Origin of the sequence: Paenibacillus yanchengensis (assembly GCF_042684845.1) — a bacterium.
In the GTDB taxonomy this organism is placed as follows: Bacteria; Bacillota; Bacilli; order Paenibacillales; family Paenibacillaceae; genus Pristimantibacillus; species Pristimantibacillus yanchengensis.
This window is the reverse complement of the sequence record NZ_JBHUMH010000061.1, coordinates 25290-47336: the sequence shown is the minus strand read 5'-3', so window position 1 is coordinate 47336 and position 22047 is coordinate 25290. Positions and strand designations below refer to the sequence as shown.

Genomic DNA, 22047 nt, shown 5'->3' with positions numbered 1-22047 from the left:
CACTTAATTAAAACCCCCGCTTTTGGCGTTGCGCATCATATAGCCAAGCCCCCGGCGAGTCATAATATATTCTGGTCTGCTTGGATCATCTTCAATTTTTTCACGCAACCGTCTAATTGTTACATCGACCGTTCTCACATCACCAAAATACTCAAAACCCCAAACCGCTTGTAATAAATGCTCTCTCGTCATTACTTTCCCACTATGCCGTGCCATATAATAAACAAGTTCGAATTCACGATGTGTTAAATCCAATGGCTCACCATCTTTGTAGACAACGTACATATCCGTATCTATGAACAAATTAAATAGCTTTAATCCTTGTTGTTCCTCAGCGTCACCTGCGTCATGAGATGCTTTTTCTTGTGACTTTTGTTGCCGGCGCAAATGTGCTTTTACTCTAGCTAACAATTCCCGTGTACTAAATGGCTTCGTTACATAATCATCTGCTCCAAGCTCTAATCCGAGTACTTTATCAATTTCCGTATCTTTTGCAGTTAACATAATGATTGGCATTTGTAACTTCGTCCGCACTTCACGGCACACATCCATACCATCTTTAAGTGGCAACATCAAATCAAGTAACATTAAGTCTGGCTTTTCCTCAAAGGCTAGGCGCACCGCTTCTTCACCATCAAAAGCACAAATGACTTGGTGACCCTCTTTTTCCAAATTAAACTTCAATATGTCCGCAATTGGCTGCTCATCATCAACGACCAATATTTTTCCGTGCATTGACACACCACCTGTCACTAATGCTTATTTATATATCCATTCTACCATACCCATCCGCACGAATCATAACCATTCCACCGTTGGTTAACCGATTTTTTTGTAGTCAAATCTAAAACACTGTCTATCCGATGTACGAGCAATGCTTATACAATGAATAGACAGTGTTTGTCTCTAAAAACTATAAAATTATAATTACAAATACTTCATCGGATTTTGGGCGACTCCATCTTTATGGATTTCGAAATGAAGATGTGTACCAGTAGAGTTACCTGTATTCCCCATCGTTCCTAACCCTTCGCCTTTACTTACTTTATCACCTTTACTTACTTTGAATGAACTCATATGTCCATAATATGTTTTATAGCCATTTTTATGATCGATAATGACCAAATTACCTAACGATCCTTTTCTTCCTGCAAACTCTACAACACCCGCATCAGAAGATAGAATTGATTTGCTACCTGTAAAATCAATTCCTTTGTGCTGTCTGCCCCAACGTGGTCCAAACTTACTGGTAATTTTATAACTAGATAGCGGATAAGCAAACTTGCCGCTACCCTCTCCAATAACAACCATCGTTCCTTTTTCTACTATTTCCGGAACTGGTTCTTGAATAATCTCTTTTTCAACAAGTTCTTCCGATGTAACGTAACCATTTTCTTTAAAGATTTGATAAACTAATCGTTGCTTTCCTTCCACCCCATGTTGAATAACTTTACGTTGTCCAACAGGCAATTCATCATTTTTCTGTACTTCAACAGGTGCAGCAATTGATTCTAACTCTACCAATTTCTCTGATGTTCTTACTGTTACTTCTGGTTGAATAGCTGTTAAATCTAATTCATCGCCTACGCGAATCATATCATCTTTAATCCAAGGATTATTCTCATAAATAACTTGTGGTGAAATATCAAATTGATTAGCGATACAGCCTACGCAATCTCCTTCTTTAACCACATACTTAATCGGTTTAGCACTACCTTCAATTAATCGTTTGTACACTTTCTCTTCATCTTCAATGGCATCTGGTTGTGTGTTCGTATCTGCAAGTGCAACATCTTCCACAAACTCAACTTTATCAATCGTTCTGCCTGGCTGCAAATCCGCCTTTTTACTTATTTCAGCCGCATTTGCACTTTCATTATTTGCCTCATTTTTATTATAGGAAAGAGCTCTAACATTACGAGTATTTTTACTTTCGGCTACAAATTCAGGCGCATATTTCCCTTGAATACGCGACAAAATGTTATCAGCGGTTTCTTGATCCTTCACAACGCCGATAACTTTATCATTCACTTTTACCTCTACACCTTGGGCATGAGCAGTGAAACTAGACGATAGTTTGGCTATTGTCTGTTCCGCATCTACTGCTGGTTTAAACGCACTATCACTTTCATACGTAATTAAACCAGTGTTCAACTGCATACGCAAACCAGGATTTTTGGTCTGTAACGCTTCTTTCTTCTTATCTACTAAGTCTACTACTTGATCCGGACTATTCACCGTACCAATTTCTTCACCGTCTACAAAAACATGAAAAAATTCAAACGTATTAGCTTTAATATATTTCGTATATTGTTGATAGAAAATGAGCCCGGCAACTAACGTTAATACAGCTGCGCCAACTATTAATTGCGTTCTTTTTTTACGCCATAGCGGTACAACTGCTTCTTGTTGATCAGCCTTGCCATTTAAGTCTTGCGAGTCCGTATGCTGAGAGCGATGCGTCAGCTTATTCCACATGTTCTTCATACGACCCATGCCCTTAAAATCGGTCATGATTGTCTCCCTTTCGCACTTCCGCTTGTAGATTAATGCAATCTGAACAGGGAAAAAGACGAATTCTCCTGTTGGATTACTCGTCTTATACTGTAACATACGTCTATTTGACTGGGCAACCTTTACTAAACAAACATAATATTAATATTTTTTTAGAATTTGCAGTACTGTGACATTTTTAACGCTAACTATTTAGAAAAATAGCCATTATACTGATCTGTTTCTATTTATTGTTCAATGTCGTATTTTTGTAAAAGCTTTATCATTTGTTCGTATTCTTCTTTGCTTAAATGGATAGCAAGCGTCTGTTGAATTTCCGTCAGTTCTTGCTCTGTTATGCCACTTTCCATCATTTCTGATATCGATTGCCACGATTCTTGTGGTATTTTACTGGCTAGTACAAGAAATAACTCTTCTTTATCCTCGGCCTGAATCGCATCCTTTGCTCCATTGATATCTTCAACAGAAAATGCAAGTTCCGATTCATCTACTGGCTTACTCGGTTCTTGTCCGATCAAAGCGTCCATGTCGCTGCCTGTATCTGCATCTATATCAGTGTCTAGCTGCTCCTCGCTCGTACCTACTTCTCCAAACACCTCTAATGCGTGTGGTGGTTTATTCGCTTCTTCTGACGTTTCTGATAGTGTTTTGGAACTATCTACTGTTTCTTCCTCTGTTGAGCGGTTATCTCTTCGAGTACTCCCGAAAAAGTTGGACAGTGGTGCTGGTTTAACCGCCAATGGTATATTAAATTGCTCTAATAGCGCATCCAAATATTGCGTCACTATATATCCCGTTGTTCCTACAGATAACACACTAATTAAAACTACCACTATAACTAATTTTATTGCCGTTATTGCTCGTTTGATCATTATCTCACTCCCACCCAGCCAGGCATTCGTCTGCAAATCAACGCCCGTTGCCTATCATACTACTAACTATTATGGTCAAGATAATTCCAACGCATACAACACAACAAATAAGGATTGTTATTTCTAAATAAAAAAACTGACGACCAGTTCTCACTAGTAGTCAGTTTACTATTTATAATTACTATTATGATACTTGCGGGTCTTGATGTGCACGATCTAAGTTCACAAACTTATTAAAGTTTTTCAAAAATGCCAATTCTACCGTACCTACTGGACCATTACGTTGTTTGGCAATAATAATTTCGATGATATTTTTCTTTTCAGATTCTTTATCATAGTAATCATCACGGTACAAAAAGGCAACAATATCCGCATCCTGCTCGATCGATCCCGATTCACGCAAGTCAGACATCATCGGACGTTTGTCTTGGCGCTGCTCCACTCCACGGCTAAGCTGCGACAAGGCGATAACAGGTAATTCTAGCTCTCTCGCAATCATTTTCAGTGTACGCGATATTTCTGAAACCTCTTGTTGTCTATTTTCCCCTGATTTGCCTCGTCCTTGAATCAACTGCAAGTAGTCAATAAGTACCATACCTAGCCCACGTTCTTTTTTTAAGCGTCGACATTTTGCTCTAATTTCGGCTACTGTAATACCAGGAGTGTCGTCAATATAGATTTCTGCCTCGGATAACGCCCCGATTGCCATCGTCAGCTTCTCCCAGTCATCACCCTCCAGCATACCGGTTCGCATTCTTGTAGCATCCACATTCGCTTCTGCACAAATGATCCGCTGGACTAGCTGAGCTGCTGACATCTCTAAACTAAAGATAGCGACCGTTTCACGTGCCCGCACCCCAACATTTTGTGCAACATTAAGTGCAAATGCTGTTTTACCTACAGATGGACGTGCAGCAACAATAATCAAGTCACTTGGCTGGAAACCAGCCGTCATCCGATCCAAATCAACAAAACCAGAAGGAATTCCCGAAGCTCTTCCTTGGTTAGAATATAGCAATTCAACTTTTTCAAAAACTTCCATCAACACATCACGTATAGAAATAAATCCGCTAGTTGATCGTCTATTCGATATTTCTAATATTTGACGCTCCGCATCACTTAGTAATAAACCTACGTCATCTGCACTAGCATAACCTTCGGTAACGATATTAGTAGCTGCGTTAATCAAACGACGTAACATCGATTTTTCTTCCACTAATTGCGCATAATAATCAACGTTTGCCGCAGTAGGTACCGCATTAGCTAATTTAGATAAGTAACTAACACCACCAACCTCTTCAAGTAATTGTCTATCCAACAAATAAGAAGTGATCGTTACCAAATCTATGGGCTGATTACTCTCCGCAAGCTCAATCATCGCTTCAAATATAACTCTGTGAGATGCTTGATAAAAGTCTTCGCTCTGCAACCGTTCCATAGCTGTAATTAGCGATTCTGGAACAAGTAATATCGCACCGATTACAGCCTGTTCAGCTTCAACGCTTTGAGGAGGTACGCGATCAAACATTAGCTCATTATTCAATTGCTTTTCCATCCTCTCTTGTACACTCTTTTGCTTATTCTTCAACAGTATGCACGTTAATGGTAGCTTTCACATCAGGATGTATTTTAATAGTAACTTGTGTTACTCCAAGAGCACGAATAGGCTCCTCTAGTTCAATTTTTCGTCTATCTATTTTCACTTGATTTTTGGCAAGTACATCTGCAATTTGTTTATTAGTAATAGCGCCGAATAATCGTCCGCCTTCACCGGCTTTTGCCTTTACTTCTATTTTCATTTCCGCTAACTTTTTAGCTAATTGTTCTGCCGCTTCTTTTTCCGCTAATTTCCGTTTTTCAGCAGAAGCATGTTGCACTTCTAACGTTTTCAAATTACCTTCAGATGCTATTTCTACTAGCCCTCGTGGTAGTAAAAAATTTCGTACGTACCCTTCAGACAACTCTTTGACTTCTCCCTTTTTCCCTTGCCCCTTCACATCTTTCAAAAAGATAACCTTCATTCAAATAACCCCTCTTCCTGTTCTATTTCTACAAGCACTTGTAGTAATTGTTTATACACTTCATCAACAGTGCCTTGCAGTTGAGAAGCTGCATTAGACAAATGCCCTCCGCCACCCATTCTCTCCATAACGACTTGCACATTCATTTGCCCCAAAGAACGAGCACTAATTCCTATTAAACCATCGGAGCGCTCAGCAATAACAAACGATGCTCTAATGCCTGTCATATTAAGCAATGTATCCGCAGATTGAGCAATCAACAGTTGTGAATATTGTTGTCCATCCTCTACAACAGCAATAGCAATGTGTTCATAATGCACTTTTGCATGTTTAATAATCTCTGCCTTAATAATATATTCCTGCAAGTTTTCTTTCAACATACGCTGGATCATAATGGAGTCTGCTCCATGTCGTCGCAAAAATGAAGCTGCTTCGAACGTTCGGGCTCCAGTCCGTAACATAAAGCTTTTTGTATCTACTGTTATACCAGCTAATAACGCTGTTGATTCTCGAACGTCTAGACTAATGCGATCATGTATATATTGCAGCAGCTCTGTTACTAGTTCACATGTCGAAGATGCATACGGCTCCATATACACTAACATCGGATTAGCAATAAACTCCTCACCACGTCTATGATGATCGATAACGACAATGCGTTCACTCAATTGTAATAATGCCGGATTAGCTACCATAGAAGCTTTGTGCGTATCCACTACGACGGTTAGAGATTCGGCTGTAATCAAATCAAGTGCTTGCTGAGGCGAAATAAATCGGCGAGATATCCGCTCATCTTCGCGCAACAGTTCCATCATTTTTTGAATGGCTGGGTTAACTCCTTCAAGCACGATATAAGCTTCCTTGCCAAACGTTTGCGCTGCTTTCAGCACACCAACTGCTGCTCCAACAGAGTCCATATCGGGCATTTTGTGCCCCATAATAACGACATTATGACTTTCTTTTATTAGATCACGAAGAGCATGTGCTACTACACGTGCACGAACTCGCGTTCTTTTCTCCACCGCATTTGTTTTTCCGCCATAAAAAGTTTGCCGCGTACCTACTTTAACAGCTGCCTGGTCTCCACCTCGCCCAAGTGCAATATCTAAACTACGATGTGCCCATTCTCCGAGTTGAATCGTGTCTTCTGCCAGCGCTGCGAACCCAATACTAAGCGTCACTGGAATTTTTTGATCTGCCGTCATTTCCCTCACTTCATCCAAAATAACAAATCGTGTTTGCTCTAACTTACGAAGTGTAGCGTATTCTGTAATGAGCAAGAAACGATCAGAATTTAATCGCTTTAAATATAATGCATACTTTTGCGCCCATTCCGTAATGGTCGAAGTGACGTTAGCGAGTAATGTACTACGCTGCAAATCATCTAAACCTTGCGTTACTTCGTCTAAATTATCGATCATCACAATTCCTATGGATAGCTGCCCATCTTCATATTTATAACGAAGCTGTCTCAATTCCGTAATATCGCTCACAAAAAGGATACGATCATTCGGTTTGAACTGTAATCGATAAATATGATTTCCTAACGCTGCCTCTATCACATTATCTCGTTCTTTAGCATGCTGCAAAGCCGGAAATAATTCAGACAATGATTTCCCGGTTAGTGTACGCTGTCCCAACAAACCAGCGATGTAATCGTTATTCCACTCTACTGTCCGATTCTCGCTGTACAGTATAATCCCAATCGGCAGTTCACTACTAATTGCAATTCCTGCTTTGTGCAATCGATAAGATAACGTGGCAATATGTTTCTTCAATTCCTTTTGTTGTCGTCGATCTATAACCATGTAGTAAATAACAGCACCTAGCACAGCTATAAAACTAACAATAGCAACAATTACGTTATACCAAGCCACTATTATCGTTAACACTAGCATGATGGCAAATAGTATTAATTGATGTGCTCTAATCCATTTCGCTACCAAAAACTTTGGCATTACTTACTCGCTCCCGTGCTATGATTTAGTAAACGCTTTTCGGATTGGAAATGCAGTATCCAATACACCGATGAAGCTAAGCGGCGGAAACATCAAAAGTGGAATCGTCAGCAACAAAGGTACTGCTCTGTGCCATCCCCGCTGATCTGCAATAAAAAAGAACAATCCGATGGCTTGAATAGTAAAGACATAAGAAAGTAGTGGAACTAAATTCATTAGCGCTACAACGATAAACGAACTACTCGTAGGGTCTATAAATATTTCTGCAATGTAGACAATTAAAAAGTAAAACACAAGAACTCTAGGTAATCGCCACTCTTTCGCTTTTGGAAATGCAGCAATTTCCATTCCTTGTTTATTCAAAATACGTCTAGCAATAAAATGTGTAATTACAGCATACATATACGAAATCATAATAAAAGAAAGCGGCAGTAAATTCATCAGAATACTAATAAAAGAATCTGTCATGTCGCTATTCCACTGCGGTACTAACAAGTTTTGTGACATCAAATCATCAAACATCGTTCTAATGTACATTCCGATTTCGTCTAGCAAGGAGAAATTAAGTATCACTTTGAATAACAACAGCTCGAGCATAATAACCGCTAGTAAAGTCACTGCGGCTAATCTTATTACTTTGCCTGCACTAGCTCCCTTTTGGTACAAATGACCAATTACTATGGCTGGGACTATAAAAAACAGAGCTATAAACACCATTGAAAAATCACCGATTAAACCAGCAATTGCAACTACCGGTATAACATGTATTGCAAAGGATAGTGGTGATAATGTAGCGTACAGTACAACAAATGGTACCATAACGAACCAAAGTGCCGGTAGATTCAAACCGGGAATAATAAGCATCAACAATGTTACTAGAGCTAATACACTCCACAACACTGGTTTTAAGCCAGTTTTCAAACAATTCACCTCTTACTCATATACTCGTCTTTTTAGCTCAATTTACCGTTTCTATATTATAACACATTTACGCTATAATACAGCAACACTGCCCTGTCAGAGATCCCTTATAAATTTATTGTTACACTGTTACAAATAGACTTAAAAAAGAAGAAGAAGCAGAAAAAATCTACATATAGTCATTTCTTGCAAAAACAAGGTGCGTCCTCCGACAGTCGAAGAATCACACCTTGTTTCTATAATTTGGTAACATGGGATATATTGATTTAAACCCAATACTCTTTTCGCTTTTGACAGTAATCTATAATTTCGCTCCTGCGTACTATTCCTATAAAATGATTGCGGTCATCTATTACTGGCACAAAGTTTTGTTGTTTTGCCAATGAAATTAAGTCATCCATATTTGAGTCTATCGCTACAGCGCGTATATTCATTCTTAATGGTACTTCACTTAACTTAACTTTGTTCGTTGTATCAAACGTTAAATCTGGTCTATTCTTCATGAACCACAGTAAGTCACCTTCTGTAACTGTTCCTACGTACTCACCTTCGTCATTCAATATAGGAACGGCTGAATAACGATGGAATTCCATTCGTTCCAGCGTCTGCCTAAGTGTAGCATCATGAGCTACACTTGCAACCTCAAGCTTAGGCAGCAAAAAAAAAGCTATATTCATCCTTCCAATCACTCCGTTTCATTAGCTGCACTAGTAAATGACTGGACATCAGGCTGTTTGTCCTTCGTATAATTTTCAGGTAAAATAAGGTCTGCTTCTGTTGTATTCGGATCAAGCCAATTCTCGATCATCTTGGATACATTATCAACATCTTGATCATCCAAAAAGAAATACCACGGACCGCCGTTCGTTAATCTCCTTCCTTCACCAACTACCGTATAATTATAAATATTTCTTTGCTTTGACTGTAGCATAATTTGCGCTAAATCGACAAGTTTTTCTGGTCGCATATCTGTTTGGAAATTGTCGCCCATTATTTTTATCATTTCTGGTATTTTAACCCATTGGTTCATTTCGCTAGCACGATCCATCATCGATTTTAGAAACTGCTGATTGCGCTCTGTACGATTCATATCACCACCAGCATCTTCACGGTATCTTACAAAATTAAGTGCGTCTGTACCATTATATTGGCTCTGACCACCTTTAATAAAAAAGTAATCATGTCCAGGGGCTTTATTAACAATATCTTTGTCGATCGGTAATGCTATTCCACCCAGTTCATCAATCACTTGTTTAAATCCTTCAAAGTTAATTGATGCATAATGATGAACCGATTGACCAAATAATTCCTCTATTGTATCCATTGTCATCCCTGCTCCACCAAAGGCAAAGGAATGATTAATTTTATCCTTGTGGCGGTAGCCGACAATATCGACATACGCATCGCGCGGTATAGATATAAGCAACACATTGCCTTCTGATGGTCGAACGACCGCATAAAGCATCGTATCTGCTCGTCCTACTTCTTGCTTCCGCTGATCAATCCCTAATAACAATACCGATAAAGGATCTTGCTTCTTACTAGTTACTTGTGTAGTAACTGGTGGCTTTCGTCCTTCTATAGGTTGATATGTTTTTTCCAATCCTTTTTCAATTTGCCCAGCGACTAGCCAATCAAAACCAAGCGTTGCTAATGCGCCACGATTAACATACATAATTGCACCTAATACGATTATCGCTGCACTTATACTAATGATCCATTTCTTCTTATTCATCGTTGATTTCCTCTCCGATCCTATCTATCCTATCCTCAATTACCTACCTACTCTGTTCTGTTCATCCGTTAGTCAATATAAAGTCTCTTAACCTTTAAACGATCTAGCTCGACAACAAGTTACAAAATACTAATAATTTTCATTTTTCTCATTTTTACCAAATTCAAAGCAAAAGGTTCTAATCACCCTATATAATAGAATACAATGATTATACATACATGTCCAAGGAAGGATGTTTGTAATGAATATAGTGAATCTTGATCCAGATCCATCCTCTACTCATTTGGAACCTAAAGTTGCTGGCTTACTTTGCTATGCCCTTATTTTTGTCACTGGTTTTATATTTTTAATTGTAGAGAAAAAGAGCCGATTTGTGAAGTTCCATGCTCTGCAATCCATTATTATTTTTGGAGCATTAACTTTGCTGAACATTATCCTTCCTATTATACCTATCATTGGATTTTTGTTCAGTTTCTTACTTTCGCCAATTATTTTTGTTTTATGGCTTGCATTTATGCTGTTAGCATTACAAGGTCGAACTATAACAATTCCCTACATAAGCAAATTTATTTATGACCAGTTAGATCGTTTTTAATCCATCGTGTAGCTGCTAATTATAAGATGCTTGATTACTGCCATTATTTTTAAAATTTCACAGCATTATTTAAGCGCTAGTAGCAATTATTGGCGCTTTTTTTCTATGAAATCATATTTGCTTATAATTCTCAGCATATTAAAATCAATAAATACCACAATATACACTATACTACTGAAATATCGGTTCATCCAGTACCCAATTTTAGAATAAGAAAATTAACCTTTGACAAAAGATAACAGGTCTCCTATGATGTATCACATTACAACTTTTCGTTTTTTATGTTATCGTTGATTTAGTTCATTTTTATATATTTTCTGATTGGGATGTGTTGGTTTGAAAAAACAATTTATTGTCATTGGATTAGGTCGTTTTGGAACAAGTGTTACAAAAAAGTTAGTCGAAAATGGACATGAAGTATTGGCTGTAGATAAAGATGAACATCTAGTGCAAGAGTTAGCAAATATCGCCACGCATGCTTTGCAAGCGGATTGTAGTGATGAATCGGTATTAAACGAACTCGGTGTAAGCAACTTTTCACATGCAATTGTCGCCATCGGTGATGACATACAATCGAGTATTTTAACTACTCTGCTTCTAAAAGAACTAAAAGTTCCGAAGGTGACAGCCAAAGCGAAAAATGAAATGCATGGAAAAGTATTACAAAAAATTGGAGCAGATCAAGTCGTCTATCCTGAACGAGATATGGGCATTAGGTTAGCTCGTCAGTTAAGCTCGGACAATTTGATCGACTATATCGAACTTTCCCCAGATTATAACTTAGTTGAAATATTAGCTCCACCTACAATGAACGGAAAGTCCCTAAAGCAACTTGATATTCGTGCTAACTTTGGCTGTACAATAATGGCTATCAAAACAGGGCATAAAATTAACGTTTCTCCACGTGCGGAAGATATTATTCACACAGGAGATATATTGTTGATGATTGGAAGCAATCAAGAAATTTTAAACTTGGAGAATGAATATGAATGATGACGATAGCATAACACTTCATATGCGGATGAAAAAAAAATTACAACCGAGACCAAAAAAATCATTGAGTCCTCCTAGATTAATTTTAACTGTTTTTTTTATATTAATTTCCATTGGTACGTTATTACTTACTATGCCTTTTTCTTCAAGTAACGGTGTATCAATAGGATTTTTGGATGCATTATTCACTACCGTTTCCGCTATTTGTGTGAATGGTCTTGTCGTACTTGATACTGGAACATCCTTCTCCATCATCGGACAAGTTATCATTCTTATCTTGATGCAAATAGGCGGATTAGGATTTATGACCTTTAGCGTAATGGTAGCCATTATTTTAGGTAAAAAAATTAGTTTAAAACAACGACTTATTTTACAACAGACTACGCAATCATCTTCTGCTAAAGGACTCGTAAAATTATCCTTATACATGATCGCCATATCATTAACACTAGAAGCTATAGGTACCATTATATTGACCTTACGCTGGAGTGGCGAAATGGGATTCGGACAAGCTTTGTACTACGGCTTATTTCATACCGTTTCTGCTTTCAACAATGCCGGATTTTCCTTATGGTCCGACAGTTTATCTTCCTTTGTTGGCGACCCTATTGTAAATATTACTATTGTAACGTTATTTGTACTCGGTGGAATCGGTTATATTGTTATTGTAGATATTTTTCGCAAGCGATCTTGGCACAAACTTTCCCTACACACAAAAGTAGTTTTAATTTCATCTGCTGTACTATCAGTCGGTGGAATGTTATTTATTTTTATATTAGAAAGCTCAAATCCAGCTACCTTCGGCGGATTATCTATAGGAGATAGGCTATTAGCCTCATTTTTTCAAGGTATTACTCCACGAAGCGCAGGATATAATACGATAGATATTGGCAGCATGCTTGCTGCATCACAATTTGTACTTATTATTTTGATGTTTATAGGAGCTTCTTCTGGTGGTACCGGAGGAGGAGTAAAAACAAATACCATTGTTGTTATATTATTAGCAACTTGGAACACCTTTCGTGGTGGCGGACAAATTCACGCCTTTGGACGGAAAATTTCACAAGACATCGTTTTACGTGCTTTAGCCGTTTTAGTAAGTTCCTTACTTTTTATTGTTATTATCTCTTTAATATTAACCATTACAGAAAATAAATTAGAAGATCAATTTTTTGACGTTTTATTCGAAACAACATCGGCTTTCAGTACAACTGGATTATCAACTGGTTTAACAGGTAATTTAACACCTCTTGGAAAAATTATTGTCACGATTACGATGTTTATTGGACGACTTGGTCCGTTAACTTTGGCGTTTGCATTATCCCAACGTAAAACAAATAGTAAAATTGGTTACCCGGAAGAAAATATTATGGTAGGTTAACAAAAGAGAGACGGTTGTTGATGATTACAGCTTTATTGCCGTATATCCTCAACTAAATCCCGTCTCTTTTTACTACAATCGAAGTTTTTTGGTAATTAGGTTCAAATGAAAAAACAAAGCTTAACGCTTGCCACAAAGAAACAATAAGTAATAATAAATGTAATCCCAAAAATAAGATCCCTAATGGAGAATGTGCATTTCCGTTAACAAAAGTCCACCATAATAACGGTGTAATCTGTGAAAATACTAACAATATTCCTGTAATAGTAATCGTTGTAATTACTACTTTTTGCACTACTTTAGACGTAATTCGATACAAAAATATGGAACAAATAAGCATTAATATACCGCTACATAACGCATGAATCCCCCACAAACTTGCTTTTGTTTGTCCAATTCCAATACCAGAACCTGTGTTTATACCAACAATTGGTTTGGCGGTGCCTAGGCAAAATAACAAATAAAACGCACCTACTACGATCGCTACAGTAGCGGATAGCCGAAGCCAGACGATTTGACGAATTATGCTCACCTCCACATTCATTAGCTAAATAACACTCATCTTACATTCTTATTATAATAGACGTATTAGCAATTGTTTTGTTTCATTATTTTTGTATTTACCAATATTTAATATAAATGTTCAGTCAACAAAAAAGCTCACCGCAAACTGCTCGGCAAGCTTTTGATTTATGACATGTAATACTATTCAGTCGTATATGGCAACAATGCAATTTGACGTGAACGTTTAATTGCAATAGTTAGCATACGTTGATATTTAGCACTTGTTCCAGTTACACGACGAGGTAAAATTTTACCACGCTCGCTAATAAACTTTTTCAATAGCTCGATATCTTTATAATCAATATGCGTAATTTTGTTTACTGTAAAGAAACATACTTTACGACGTTTATTACGTCCGCCTTTACGTCCACTAAATTTACGCTCTGAACGGTCTTCGCCACTATCTCTTTGCTTAAAGCTCATTCAATACCCATCCTCTCTAAATTAAAATGGCAAATCATCTTCCGAAATATCGATTGGACGTCCGTCATCCTGGAATGGATCATTGTTGTTCTGTCGTGGCTGATTGCTGCTGCGTCCTGCACCGCCACCTTGGGATGTATTGGCAGCATTACCACCATAATATCCACCACCGTCGCCGCCAGGATTGCTTTGATAATTGCCGCTGTTTCCTTCATCACGAGCTGCATTTGTATCCCGATTAGATTCCAAAAACCGAACATTATCAGCGATAACTTCCGTAACGTATACACGTTTACCTTCGTTATTCTCATAATTTCTTACTTGGATTCTACCTTCAACAGCAGCTAAACGTCCTTTTCGTAAGTAGTTGGCACAATTTTCTGCTAGCTGGCGCCACGTTACAACTGGAATGAAATCCGCTTCGCGTTCTCCTTGTCCTGTTGTATAAGAGCGGTCAACCGCTAAAGTAAATTGTGTTACAGCTACGCCCGCAGGAGTATAACGTAATTCAGGATCTCTCGTCAATCTGCCAATCAGTATGACACGGTTCAACATTGTTCAGACCTCCCCAATAAATCTCTTGCATGTAATGTAACTGTTAAGCTACATCTCTGACAATCAACGAACGGATAACGTTATCCGAAATCTTCATTTGACGGTCTAGCTCATTAACAATGTCTGAAGTAGCAGTAAAGTTAACAAGAACAAAATAACCATCGCGAAGCTTATTGATTTCATACGCAAGACGGCGTTTTCCAGTTACGTCAGTCTTTGTAACCTCTCCACCATTGGAGATAATGCCATTAAATTTATCAACTAAAGCTTGAACGTTTTCTTGTTCTACTTCTGGATGGATAATGTACATTACTTCATATTTGCGCATATCTTTCACCTCCTTTTGGACTAAACGGCCCTCTACGGGCAAGGAGCAGGTATTAACCCGCATTTCTTCATTATACCAAATTTTTATTGCATATTCAACAGCTGTCCCAATATATTAATAACCTCCATCGTTATGTAACATACTAACGCTATGATTGCCAATCTGCGTTTTTAAATAAATACGGCAATGATAACAAATATCTAACAATATGAAAGGAATGAATAACGATGGGTGAATATTCGATGTTTTCAGAAGGCGACAAAGTACCTAAAGGCGGTGTTTATATCGAGGATGGCGAAAATGGAAATCATGACGGTGTCAAAAATCCACTTAAAGTTGAACTTGCACAAGGACAAAGGTTTCCGAAAAACAGCAATCATAATCGCAAATGGAAATATTTAAAATAAATAATCAATGTATAAATGTAAGCCACAGTGAGCAATATAATAGTGACGGTGCAAGAGAGGTGTGGTTGCATTGTACCAGATGGTGCAATACATTAGAGCTTAAAATGTTCTAATGAAAAGCGGAGATCAATTATGAGCAGTTTATTGCAAAATAAATTAGCAAATAATAATTGGTACAAAAGCATTACAAGTAGTAAGTTTAACTTCACTATTTTTCACAATGATTTGTAACTCCACAATAGACTAACCTAAATTAACACCGTCGACAAAAGAGCATCTCTTGATTTACGAAAGTAAATCACATAGAGATGCTCTTTTTGTTGTTATAACATAACAATACCTATTTAGTCGCCGAGAATGTTACTTACCCGGTACAACCCTCTCTCCTGCTTCTCAACAAAGCATCTTTCTTCAATTTGATACTTTCTGTTAACAATTTATTGTATAATATTGTTATAACATTATTATGAAACAATAAATTAATGCACTTATATAAGTGAGGGGGGCGATCAATGTGGAAAGAAAACAATTCGACCTAGGCGATATCGTACAAATGAAAAAGACACACCCATGCGGATCAAACCAAATGGAAATTATCCGGATGGGTATGGACATACGAATGAAATGCGTTGGATGTGAGCATAGTATATTGCTTCCTCGAGCCAAGTTTGAAAAGAACATGAAAAAAGTAATTAGTTCTGCCAATCAGGAACAATAATTTCTCACATTTAAAGCAACTAATTTCTGCTTGCTACAGTCTGGAAAATATGATAGCATATATTTCGTTACACTATCAATGGAGAAGTACCCAAGAGGTCCAAGGGGGCTGACTCGAAATCAGTTAGGCGTGTCACAGCGTGCGTGGGTTCGAATCCCACCTTCTCCGCCATTATCGATAAAGCCCGTAACCACTGCATCATGAATACATCATGCGTTAGTTGACTATATCGATAACTTCGAATATGATACTTAGCTGATTCGACCATACCCGACAGATACCCTCCTACGAAAATTTTCGTAGGAGGTTTTTTGCAATTTCCCAAGCAATAATCCTACTCCACACTGCTAATTACAGATAAAATTTATTTCCAATATTTTCAATGGTAAATTAGCAACGTTATTGAATAAATGTTTGATCTTTAATATAACCTTATTATATGGTTAAGTTACAGGTAGAAAATAAATATTATAAAGGAGGCACAGCTTGCTTTCATTTCTGCAAATTAAAATTTATCGCGGTAAGTTCATTGCTTATAGCTTATTTGTACTATTGATAGGTATCATACTTGCTGTAATGACTTGCGCTGTATTGTTGCAGCAATGGGTGGAAAATGTTCGTAACGAAGTGTCAAACGTATTTGCTCAAGTTAATAATAACTTACAGTATGACGTAGATCGTATTGAAGCTTTCATGCAAAGAATTTACTCCAACAGCGGTTTGATGGCAGATGTTCGTTATTTTTTGGGTAATAGTGCGGAAGGTTATCTTACAAGTAGACTACAAGACAGCCGTTATAACCAACCATTAATTTCTTTTCCCGAAGATATTAAATCTTTTCTAAGCGACGGAGGGCTTGGTGACATAGTTCAAGTGAGTCTGCATACTGTGCAGGAAGGAAATGTTGTACGATTTGATAAAAATGGAAATACCAGCTTCCAGTTTCGACTTCCAAACGAGCACGAAGCATTTTATGAAACGATCCAAAAAGGATTCGTGTATCGCAAAAAGTTATCGAATCCAAATCAAATATCTAATCAATTAGGTGAATTTCGTTTCTTAATTGGCAGTGAAAAAATCTTTAGTTTCATTCCAAATGATCAATTATATGCCGTGGCAGCTGTAAAAAACTCCAATGATCTATACCTAGCCACTGGAAGAAACAATGACCTAGAACAATTAGTCCATCGAGCAGCCGCTGACAATCGTAGTCATGGATTGCTCTCTAATGGTTATCTAAACCATGCTTTTTTCGTGACCCAACCGTCCACCATGTTTGATTATCAATTAGTCAGTATTGTTGATCTTACTTTATTAGTTCAGCAAAAAAAGAACACGATTATATTAGTTCTACTTATCGTGTTAGCTGCAATGATTAGTGTAATGCTGCTCATCATTTACAATCTGCGTGAAGATGCTCACTTTCTACAACAAATCATTCATACTATTGCTCGCGTAAAAAACGCCGATTTCATACCAATTGCCTCTCCTCGCTATCGCAGATATGAATATGGTATGATCGCTAAAGAATTAGATGAAATGAGACACCAGCTAGATAAACATATCCGAATTGAATATTTATTGAAACTAGAACAACAACAAACCGAGATGAAAGCGCTTCAGAACCAAATCAATCCTCACTTTCTTTATAATACACTAGAAATCATTCGCTCCTTTTCACTTATGAACCGGGCTAATGATACTGCTGATGCTATAGCTGCTTTAGGTGGTCTATATCGTGGTATTGTGAAAAACGAAAATATTATTACGATAAAGAGTGAGTTGGATTTATTGCAAAAATATTTAGAAATTATGGAATTCAAATACCCTGATCAATTTTATTATCAGTTTAATGTAGACGAAACTCTTCTATCTTTGCCTACCGTTAAATTTTGGATGCAACCGCTAGCTGAAAATTTTTTCATACATGGCTTCCAGGCCGATCATCACTTTAACTTACTAATAGTTAATGGATTCGAAAAGGAGCATCATATTCAACTAGAAATAGTAGACAACGGCAAACATATTGCTAATGATCATTTAGCAGAAATTCAACGTACCCTTGTAATAAAACAAGATAACTCCTCTACAAGCATTGGATTACGAAATGTGTATACAAGACTACTTTTTTTCTATGGGAACAATTTTACTATGACAATCAGCAATAACGAACAAGCAGGAGTGAAAGTTTCCATAACCATATCAAAGGAGGCGATAAAAGATGTACAAACTACTTATCGTGGATGATGAGCCTCAAATTTTGGAAGGAATGAAAAGGATTATAGATTGGGAGAGTTATGGTTTCCATGAGATCAAAACAAGCAAAACTTATGAAAACGCTATTTCCAACGCTGTACAATTTATACCTCATTTAGCTATTTTTGATGTCTGTATCGGCAAAGATCGTGGTTACGATGCTATCGCACAGCTCAATGAACTTCATCTCCCTACAAAATATATTATGATGAGTGGTTATGCCGAATTTCAGTATGCGCAAGAAGCGATTCGCTGCGGAGCCAAAGACTATTTACTCAAACCTGTGGAACGTACAAAACTACAAAAAGTAGTTGAAAAAATTATTATAAAGGATCTACATGGCACGCTAGCACGAATGGAATTAGAAGATAGCAATTCAGACCCTATATTAGGAGTCAGCTATGACAGCTTATCCAAACTGACTAACCGCGTTATATTAATGGTGAAAGTGGAATTTTCGCAAAATTTAACTTTAAAAGTGCTGGCAGAACGTTTTCGGATGAATGGCACCTACCTTGGACAAATATTTCTAAAGGATACAAAAATGAAATTTTCAGAGTACTTGATGTCCTATCGGATGCTGCAAGCAAGAGATCTAATTCAAACAACAAATGATAAAATTTCATCGATTGCAATAGCTGTAGGCTACTCTAATCTCAACTATTTTTACACTCATTTCCAAGCTTATTTTAAAAAATCTCCTTCGGATCTTCGCCAAAATTAACTGGCTATTATGAGCGAAAGGGGAATAACGATGCGGCAACGTTTGTATAAAGGTCAAATTAACTTCTTATTTGTGATAGTAATTATTTTAATAGTAGCTCTTCTTTCACCATTTATGAAACTATATAATAAACAGCATACTTCCGTCCCTGACAATGTCGTAAATTTAATTTATTATACTATTGGAGAACCGGACAAAGATCTTAAACTTGTAAACGATAAAATCAATGAACTACTAATGGAGAAGCTCGGTATTACCATTACTTATATCAAAGTTGGGTGGCAAGAATATGACGATCGATTGAACACTTTGTTAGCAGCGGGTACTCCGTTCGATATTGCTTTTACTGACGACTATGCTAGCGATACCCAGCGTCATGCTTGGCTGCGACTAGACGAATATCTTTCGACGATTGGCAAAGAGATGTATAAAGCAATTGACCCTGCATTTTGGCAAGGAGCACGTATAAATGACAGTGGTATTTACGGTATACCTACTAACAAAGAGTTAGCGGTACGGCAACATTGGATGTATCCAGAAGTACTAGTGAACAAGTATAAAATAGATATATCCAACTATACGACATTAGCTTCACTTGAACCGTTGCTAGAGACGATTAAACAACAAGAACCTAACTATATCCCGATGGAATTGGATAGAGACTCCCATAACTTTTTTGCTTTAGATGGGTACGAATATTTCAAAAACAAGTCACTTCCACTTATGATAAATTCCTTTGATCCGCAAGCGCCAGTGGAAAAAATATTTGAAACAGAAACCGCACGAAAAGTACTAGACACACTAAGGAACTACTATGTACTAGGTTACATCAATGAAGACGCTGCAGTACGGCAAAATCAGGCACTGACATGGGGAGAAAAAACATTTTGGAAAGCTGCGGAAGGCGGTCCTCTATCAGAAAATAGTTGGAGTAAAGATCGCGGCTATAAGGTCGTAGCTCATCCTGTAACCCCTCCACTCATTACAACAGAATCTTTGCATGGCGGAATGATGGTCATTAGTGCGGAAACGAAACATCCTGTAGAAAGTATACAGTTTCTAAATCTGCTCAATACCGATCCTGAATTACGCAATTTATTTAATTATGGCATAGAAGGTATCCATTATACACTCGATACCAATGGTCAAGTAGTACCGAAACCCCCACTAAACAAAAACAGGGAACAAATTGCTGATGCACCTCCTAGTTATAGAGGAGTACAGTATACACAAGGCAACTGGTTTATTTTAAAAACGATAGGCGGGGATTTTCCAGATCCTTATAATAAGTGGGAATACTTTCATCGTGCTAACAAAAAAAGCAGCCCGTCTGCTTTACTTGGTTTTTCGCCAAATCTATCTGACTTTCAACACCAGGTACAAGCCATTAAAGCGGTTTGGATAAAATATTATCCTAGCTTAATGACTGGCAGTGTAGATGTAGACAAGGAGTTACCAAAGTTCAATCGGGAATTGCGCGAAGCAGGCATCGACGAAGTACTTGTCGAAGTACAAAAGCAACTGGATGCTTGGCGAAACGCACAAAAATAGCTGGCGCTAATGCGCCAGCTATTTTTTCTTTATTGGAAATAGGCATCGACTTGCTCTTGTGCAGTACTTATAATTTTTTCCATGCCGGCCGCTTTCATTTCTGCAACAATTTTTGGTATCATCGTTTCTGGATTAGATGCACCGGTTAACAGCTCATAACGATACTTATCCCATACCGCTTTCGTATTGGCAACTTCTGTGCTTAACTCACTAATATCCAAAGCAAAACCGAGAATAGAAGAAGAATATGCTTGATCATTCAATTTACGAACTTGCTCCCATTGATCTTCAGGTGCTCCTTCTGTAACAGCTAATACGAAAAAAGTTCCTTGCGTATACGCCGCTAGTGGCCATGTATCCGTCATTCGCTTCACAACTTTATCTTCTTTTACTTGACTATAATCCACCCCTAGTTCACCAAAGGCTAACATATTGCGCAATTTCGCGTCCGTATTAACCAATTGCAAATATTTTAATGCTTCTGCCTTATACTTGGAATTAGCAGAGATCGCATTCAAAGAACCTTGAATAGTACTCGTAGTATAGATAGGTCCGAAGCTTTGAACCATACTGTACTTTTCTACTGCTTCTGTTATTTGCCAAGTAGCTTCTGCTCCTGGGAAGGCTTGAGCAGTAAAGAATGGACGAGCTTTGTCCGGCTCTGGTTTAGTTGGAGCATCTGGGTTAATAATACCTGCCTTATACCATTCATGCAAAAGCTTTAATTCCTCCATAATATCTGGTTGCTCCAGAACAGAAATAACTTTACGTGAACTATCATCCGTCCTTACTCCTACAGGTCCAAGACCGAGAGTCATGTCATCATATCTGTTAAAAAATCCATTCAAACCTTCACTTTGCGTCATTGGCAATGGATAGAAGCTTTTTCCTTCTCCCGCCTTTATATCTCGTAAATACGGATCAAGATCCTTCAATTCTTTCACACTATTAATATCGAAACCGTACTTTTGTACGTACTTATCATCGAATACCCAGTATTGCGTAAGTGATGAATCTTTATAAGTCGGTACGGAATAGATTTTTCCGTTGATTTTCGTACCGTCCCATACTTTATCGGGAATAAATTCGAATAATTCTGGTGCTTCGCTTTGTACTAAGTCAGTAATGTCTGCAAAGGCTCCCATAGAAACTTGCTGGTTATATTTGCTATTATTTGTAAACATAATATCGAATGGTTCACCTGTATTTATAATCGTATTAATTTTAGTATCCCATTCTCCCCAGCTCGCTACCTTTATATCGATTTTCACACCAATTTTTTCAGCTGTATATTCATTCATTTCCGCGATTGCTTTATCAAAGTTGGCAGGTATTTGTCCACCTATCGTCCACCAAACTAGTGTAGGAACTTCTCCTGGATTTTCTGTTTCTTTGGAGTTTCCATTGGTGTTAGTAGTATTTGTTGCCTCTGGTGAAGGTTTAGAATTAGAGGAACCACATGCTGCGAGCACATTTAACATCAGTACTGCAATCGCAATGACTAGTAATGATCGTTTCATTTTTATCACAA

22 protein-coding genes and 1 tRNA gene are annotated in these 22047 nt (G+C 37.7%); 9 read left to right on the top strand and 14 right to left on the bottom strand.

The features are described 5' to 3' along the window. Positions 1–3: 3 nt before the first annotated feature. From yycF to ACFSTH_RS17790, 9 genes are all read right to left on the bottom strand, one after another. Complete coding sequence (gene yycF, locus ACFSTH_RS17830) at positions 4–735, bottom strand: response regulator YycF (protein ID WP_377774605.1); 732 nt, start codon at positions 733–735, stop codon at positions 4–6. A 192-nt stretch (positions 736–927) separates the two neighbouring features. Beyond that, complete coding sequence (locus tag ACFSTH_RS17825) at positions 928–2514, bottom strand: peptidoglycan DD-metalloendopeptidase family protein (RefSeq protein WP_377774603.1); 1587 nt, start codon at positions 2512–2514, stop codon at positions 928–930. 227 nt (positions 2515–2741) lie between these two features. Beyond that, entirely contained in the window at positions 2742–3386 is a 645-nt protein-coding gene (locus ACFSTH_RS17820) for a hypothetical protein (protein WP_377774601.1), read from the bottom strand. Positions 3387–3570: 184 nt separating this feature from the next. Further along, positions 3571–4941: a replicative DNA helicase gene (gene dnaB, locus ACFSTH_RS17815; protein ID WP_377774599.1), complete on the bottom strand. Its 1371-nt coding sequence runs from the start codon at positions 4939–4941 to the stop codon at positions 3571–3573. Between the two features lie 22 nt (positions 4942–4963). Further along, positions 4964–5407: a 50S ribosomal protein L9 gene (rplI, locus tag ACFSTH_RS17810; protein ID WP_377774597.1), complete on the bottom strand. Its 444-nt coding sequence runs from the start codon at positions 5405–5407 to the stop codon at positions 4964–4966. After that, positions 5404–7365, bottom strand: coding sequence for a DHH family phosphoesterase (locus ACFSTH_RS17805; protein WP_377774595.1), 1962 nt, complete (start codon positions 7363–7365; stop codon positions 5404–5406). The genes rplI and ACFSTH_RS17805 overlap by 4 nt, the downstream gene beginning before the upstream one ends. A gap of 18 nt (positions 7366–7383) precedes the next feature. Then, entirely contained in the window at positions 7384–8286 is a 903-nt protein-coding gene (locus ACFSTH_RS17800) for a DUF2232 domain-containing protein (RefSeq protein ID WP_377774593.1), read from the bottom strand. A gap of 266 nt (positions 8287–8552) precedes the next feature. Further along, positions 8553–8963, bottom strand: coding sequence for a CBS domain-containing protein (locus ACFSTH_RS17795; RefSeq protein WP_377774591.1), 411 nt, complete (start codon positions 8961–8963; stop codon positions 8553–8555). Positions 8964–8971: 8 nt separating this feature from the next. Further along, the gene (locus tag ACFSTH_RS17790; protein ID WP_377774589.1) at positions 8972–10021 is read right to left on the bottom strand and encodes an LCP family protein; all 1050 of its coding nucleotides are present in this window, start codon (positions 10019–10021) and stop codon (positions 8972–8974) included. Between the two features lie 241 nt (positions 10022–10262). Between ACFSTH_RS17790 and ACFSTH_RS17785 the strand changes: the two genes are divergently transcribed. The 3 genes from ACFSTH_RS17785 to ACFSTH_RS17775 all read left to right on the top strand — a co-directional run bounded on the left by ACFSTH_RS17785 (position 10263) and on the right by ACFSTH_RS17775 (position 12990). After that, positions 10263–10616, top strand: a complete 354-nt coding sequence (locus tag ACFSTH_RS17785; protein ID WP_377774587.1) for a DUF4870 domain-containing protein — start codon at positions 10263–10265, stop codon at positions 10614–10616. 336 nt (positions 10617–10952) lie between these two features. Continuing rightward, complete coding sequence (locus ACFSTH_RS17780; protein WP_377774585.1) at positions 10953–11609, top strand: potassium channel family protein; 657 nt, start codon at positions 10953–10955, stop codon at positions 11607–11609. Between the two features lie 28 nt (positions 11610–11637). Further along, a complete protein-coding gene (locus tag ACFSTH_RS17775; RefSeq protein ID WP_449295467.1) occupies positions 11638–12990 on the top strand; it encodes a TrkH family potassium uptake protein in 1353 nt (450 codons plus the stop codon). Positions 12991–13042: 52 nt separating this feature from the next. On the opposite strand, the gene ACFSTH_RS17770 is transcribed toward ACFSTH_RS17775, so the two are convergent. The 4 genes from ACFSTH_RS17770 to rpsF all read right to left on the bottom strand — a co-directional run bounded on the left by ACFSTH_RS17770 (position 13043) and on the right by rpsF (position 14860). After that, entirely contained in the window at positions 13043–13522 is a 480-nt protein-coding gene (locus ACFSTH_RS17770) for a hypothetical protein (protein WP_377774581.1), read from the bottom strand. A gap of 173 nt (positions 13523–13695) precedes the next feature. Beyond that, the gene (gene rpsR, locus ACFSTH_RS17765; protein WP_377774579.1) at positions 13696–13977 is read right to left on the bottom strand and encodes a 30S ribosomal protein S18; all 282 of its coding nucleotides are present in this window, start codon (positions 13975–13977) and stop codon (positions 13696–13698) included. Positions 13978–13998: 21 nt separating this feature from the next. Beyond that, positions 13999–14532, bottom strand: a complete 534-nt coding sequence (gene ssb / locus ACFSTH_RS17760) for a single-stranded DNA-binding protein (RefSeq protein WP_377774577.1) — start codon at positions 14530–14532, stop codon at positions 13999–14001. Positions 14533–14575: 43 nt separating this feature from the next. Then, entirely contained in the window at positions 14576–14860 is a 285-nt protein-coding gene (gene rpsF, locus ACFSTH_RS17755) for a 30S ribosomal protein S6 (protein ID WP_377774575.1), read from the bottom strand. Positions 14861–15087: 227 nt separating this feature from the next. Between rpsF and ACFSTH_RS17750 the strand changes: the two genes are divergently transcribed. The 6 genes from ACFSTH_RS17750 (at position 15088) to ACFSTH_RS17725 (ending at position 20516) form a co-directional block, all read left to right on the top strand. After that, positions 15088–15267 (top strand): YjzC family protein, encoded by a 180-nt coding sequence (locus ACFSTH_RS17750; protein ID WP_377774573.1) that lies wholly within the window; start codon positions 15088–15090, stop codon positions 15265–15267. A 514-nt stretch (positions 15268–15781) separates the two neighbouring features. Continuing rightward, entirely contained in the window at positions 15782–15985 is a 204-nt protein-coding gene (locus tag ACFSTH_RS17745) for a DUF951 domain-containing protein (RefSeq protein WP_377774571.1), read from the top strand. Between the two features lie 80 nt (positions 15986–16065). Further along, positions 16066–16156: transfer RNA gene (locus ACFSTH_RS17740), tRNA-Ser, on the top strand. A 315-nt stretch (positions 16157–16471) separates the two neighbouring features. After that, positions 16472–18232, top strand: coding sequence for a sensor histidine kinase (locus tag ACFSTH_RS17735; RefSeq protein ID WP_377774569.1), 1761 nt, complete (start codon positions 16472–16474; stop codon positions 18230–18232). Next, positions 18207–18965: a response regulator transcription factor gene (locus tag ACFSTH_RS17730; RefSeq protein ID WP_377774567.1), complete on the top strand. Its 759-nt coding sequence runs from the start codon at positions 18207–18209 to the stop codon at positions 18963–18965. The genes ACFSTH_RS17735 and ACFSTH_RS17730 overlap by 26 nt, the downstream gene beginning before the upstream one ends. A 30-nt stretch (positions 18966–18995) precedes the next feature. Continuing rightward, positions 18996–20516, top strand: a complete 1521-nt coding sequence (locus ACFSTH_RS17725) for an ABC transporter substrate-binding protein (protein WP_377774565.1) — start codon at positions 18996–18998, stop codon at positions 20514–20516. Between the two features lie 29 nt (positions 20517–20545). Here ACFSTH_RS17725 and ACFSTH_RS17720 read toward each other — a convergent pair whose 3' ends face one another. Next, positions 20546–22036 (bottom strand): ABC transporter substrate-binding protein, encoded by a 1491-nt coding sequence (locus ACFSTH_RS17720; RefSeq protein WP_377774787.1) that lies wholly within the window; start codon positions 22034–22036, stop codon positions 20546–20548. Positions 22037–22047: the final 11 nt, after the last annotated feature.